This window comes from Acetatifactor sp., from assembly GCF_982438285.1.
The window spans coordinates 1-4,242 of record NZ_CEWDFQ010000277.1 but is presented as its reverse complement, the minus strand read 5'-3'; the positions used below and the strand labels follow the sequence as shown (position 1 = coordinate 4,242).

The window sequence follows — 4,242 nt, the reverse complement described above, 5'->3', positions numbered from 1 at the left end:
CCATTAAATGAGTATTTTGACTTTGTTGAATATGATGAAGGTGTTGACCTCGGAAAAGTCAGGTCCGTTGCCAATGAGTTCATGCTCATCAACAGGGACATTTTTTCCTGCTTAAAATACCCGGGGAAAAGTATCCGCTTCCGGAAACTGGGAAGGCATAGGGCGAAGGGCCTCTATTTCCCTTTCTATGGGACATTGGCTGTTGACATACGCCATCCTGATTCCTGTATCCATGAGCAATTCCACTTAATAGATGACCTGTTGGGCAACCTGTCAAGCAATTTCGGGTTTTCTACAATTGCAGACAGATACCAATACCTTTTAATGCAAAGGATCAAAGAAGATGAAATCAAAGGAATCAGGCATGTCAGCAAATCCGGGAAATATAATTTGAAATACTATCTTAAAAGGACAGAGATATTCGCACGGTGCGGTGAGATTTATCTGTCCAGGATAAAAGGGGTTAAAAGTTCATTGCTAAAACAAGATGATAACCAACTGTTTTCTTATCCGAACGATGGAAAATTAAACGAACTGATCAGCAATTATTATGGCAGACTGCTATCGGACATAAAAAACAGACAAAAGCAACAAAAGGAGGATGACATTGAAAAAAATATACATTGCGCAGATAGATGACTATCTCGCAGGCACAGTAGAGGAAAATTTCTATTTAAAAAATATAGAGAAAAGGAGCACAAAAGAATCCGGCATCCCTTATTACCACCTGACACTAGCAGATAAGACTGGAATGTTATCAGGCCGGATATGGGAACAGAATATGGACCCAGCAGCAGAGAATCTGAAAAATACTGTTGTCAGGGTAACAGGGGACGTGCTAAAGGGCAATACAGGACAGACAGAACTAATCATCAGCAAGATTAAGGTTGCAACGGGCTACCAGATAGAAGATTACGTTTTCAGTCTTGAGGAGCCTTTAAAAGGGAAATACATGCGTGCCCTGCGGAAGATGTCGGAACAGGTAAACAATGGCGTTTATAAGGAACTTCTTGGGATTATATTAGATAAATATGAGGGTCCACTTAGGGAAGCGCCGCTTGCGTTAAAAGGACCGGGCAGCTATAACGGTGCGGTTTTAGTACAGATTGTCTCCGTCACAAGCATTGCGGTCCAGATCATGCGGTCTCACAACAGCCTTGTATATCCGCAGTATGATCAAAATTCTGTTATTGATCCTGATTTAGTTATTACAGGTTCCATACTAGCGGCGATCGGGGATGTCAAGCGGTACACTCCTTACCCAGATTCCCGGAGGATAAGCTGTACGGTTTTACTTACGAGGGAAATGCTGAGCATCCAGGTTATAGAGGGATGCCTAATAGGCTCATCTATTTTCCTGTCAGAACAAGAACGGAATTTGCTATACAACATGGTACATGCAGCCCATGACACATACGGGAAACCAATGACAAGAGAAGCGTCAATCATACACTCAGCATATGAGATCTATAGAAAGCTGATTGATATGGACCAGATATTCAGGAAGCATAAAGGTGAAAAAGGTGCTGTATTTTCACAAGAATATGGCTCGTACCTTTATTTTCCGCATGATGGAGAAGGAGGGAAAAATGGACCTGCAATATCTTATACATAAAAATACATTGGGTTCTATTGAGGGCTATCTTTCTATGGCAGACCCTCCAGGGTTGATCCTAAGCGGCATAAGCGGCCTCGGGAAAAAAGAGTTAGGTATGCATATCGCCTCAAGGCTTCTTTCCACTACAGAAAAAGACCTGAAAAAGAACCCTGATTTCTATATGGCAGGGCAGGAACAGGATATAAACGCTGAAGAAGTTGGCCGCATATTTGAATTCAGCTTAAGGAGCTGCATTAGAAATAAAAAAGTCATACTCATAAACAGGGCACATACGATCACGGTCCCGACACAAAACAAGCTTTTGAAAACACTGGAAGACCGCCCTGACAATATCCTCATTTTCTTGGCTGATTCCAATACGTTGATCCCGACTGTCAGGAGCCGGTGCTGTACGATATGCCTCAGGCCACTCAGCGATGAGGCAATGACTGATTTCCTAAAAATGCAGGGAGTCTCTGCATGTGATGCCGGGTTCATATCCTACCTGACAGGAAACGCGCCCTACTTGTACCTACGGGAACAGGAACTGCTAGAGGGATACAAGGAGCAGTACCGGCTTTTATGCCAGATACAGGAAAAACCTGATCTCCTGAAAGCCATGCATGCCCTAAAGGAAAAAGACCGGGAAAACTTTTATGAAGTAAACAGTAGCCGACCGGTATGGAATATTAAGCTTGTCACCTATCCTTTTTATGCATACTGCATAAGCACGATAAATAATGCCGGGATAGATAAAAGCATTTACCCGGCAAACCTGTACACGCCGACAGAAGCATACAAAATTATGCGCATGGGGCAACACCACTTAAAGAAGAAGAATTATACGAAAAATGACTATTTCAATCTTTTACGCAACATTGTAAATTTTACCGAAGAAGGAGGACCTTATGCTACATACAACTTATAGGCCGCAAACATTATCAGAAGTCTCCGGCCAGGAACAGAACCTTCTAACTCTAAAGAAACAGATCGATGCCCGTAAATATTCAAGTACGTACCTGTTTGCCGGGCATAGGGGGACTGGGAAGACCACAATTGCAAGAATTTTGGCGCGGGCCATATGCTGTGAACACCCGACGTCCGATGGCCCATGCAACGAGTGCCGTAACTGCCGGATGATCCTTGAAGGCAAAACAATGGACTTCATAGAGCTGGATGCGGCATCGAATAATACGATTGCGGACATCAAGGAACTTGTATCATCAACAATGTACATGCCTTCCGTCCTCCCCAAAAAGATATATATCATTGATGAAGTCCACAATTTGTCAGCAAGCGCATTTGACGCGCTCCTCAAAACCATAGAGGAACCCCCTGACCACTGTGTTTTTATCATGTGCACGACAGAAATGCATAAAATACCTGCAACGATACGTTCACGAAGCTCCATTTACCAGTTTTCGACACTGACGCCTGAGACAATCAGCCGCCGCCTGGCTTATGTACTGGATGATATTGGCAAAGAATACGAAGAAAAAGCCCTGGAACTTATTGCGCGACAGGCGGAGGGTTCAATGCGGGATGCCCTGAGTATCTGCGAACGGCTGATCATATCCTGCGATGTATTGACAGGCAGCTATGTAACAGACACTCTATGCCTGCTTGATGAATCGGTCACTTTTGAGCTTATAGAGTGCATAATCAGGGAAGATCCTTCTGCAGGAATTAACTGCCTGAAGAAAATCTATGAGGAGGGCAATAATTTATCCCAGCTTACAGAAAACATGATCCAGTGCCTTGCTGACTGTATCATAGCAAAATGTGGAGGGACGGCAGGAGATGGGCAATGCCCTGAATCCTTCAGGGAATGCCTCTTAACGGTTATAGAAGATGTAAGGATTGAGCTGCTGTTCTGGTATGTTGACCAGTTCTGTAAGCTAAAAGAAACAATCCGCAATACTCTGAATCCGTTTATGGACACAATGCTGACCTTAATCAAATGCTGTAACCCTGACCTTTTAGAAGAGGACCGGATTTATCTTATATCTCGGATAAACCAGCTTGAGGAGAAGGTCTGCAAACTGGCTTCCAATGCACCAGCTGGGCAAATCCAAGGATCTGATGCATCCCCTGAAACACAGGGAGCTAAAAGTCCGGAAGAGAGCAGTAGTACATCCGCTGAAAGCAACGCTTATCCCTTTCGCGGAGAAGGAAGAGAGGGCAGTAGTGGAGACCAAGCCGATGAGCCTGGCCCCGAAGAGCCGCCTGAAGATATATTCACAGAGCTTCTCGGATCATTTTTCGATAAGTGAGGAACGTTTGCTGCCTGCCATAAGGTATGACTACAGCTACATTTTTAATCCCTATCTGAAATTTGATGGATATCTGAAGTATTGCTTGGATGCCAACCCCTTGTTCAAAACAGCATTATCCTGCTGCAGGGAGATAAGAAAGTACCATTACAGAACAGATCTATATCCTGTATTTATGATCCTTAAGGATTACATTGCTGTATATGGGTTGGATTTTTTAACTTTAGTGTTTGATAAATAAAATATAGGTGTCCCTGCCTTTCACAGCAGGGACAATTTATTGTAATCATCCTATATTCTGTGTATAATGTTATATATAAATCTTTGGCTCCAGTATTCAGGCAGAAAGGATAGGGGAGCTGTCTATAGAAT

4 protein-coding genes are annotated in these 4,242 nt (G+C 43.4%); all 4 read left to right on the top strand.

All coding sequences use genetic code 11. From position 1 onward, the window contains the following. Positions 1 to 639: hypothetical protein (locus tag AC1WIP_RS12350; protein ID WP_481142113.1), on the top strand; the 639-nt coding region annotated here is incomplete at its 5' end. Further along, positions 608 to 1,615: a hypothetical protein gene (locus AC1WIP_RS12345; protein ID WP_481142112.1), complete on the top strand. Its 1,008-nt coding sequence runs from the start codon at positions 608 to 610 to the stop codon at positions 1,613 to 1,615. The genes AC1WIP_RS12350 and AC1WIP_RS12345, both read left to right, overlap by 32 nt. After that, positions 1,590 to 2,525, top strand: a complete 936-nt coding sequence (locus AC1WIP_RS12340; protein ID WP_481142111.1) for a hypothetical protein — start codon at positions 1,590 to 1,592, stop codon at positions 2,523 to 2,525. The genes AC1WIP_RS12345 and AC1WIP_RS12340 overlap by 26 nt, the downstream gene beginning before the upstream one ends. After that, entirely contained in the window at positions 2,506 to 3,870 is a 1,365-nt protein-coding gene (gene dnaX, locus AC1WIP_RS12335; protein WP_481142110.1) for a DNA polymerase III subunit gamma/tau, read from the top strand. Before AC1WIP_RS12340 ends, dnaX begins: the two co-directional genes overlap by 20 nt. Positions 3,871 to 4,242 lie beyond the last annotated feature (372 nt).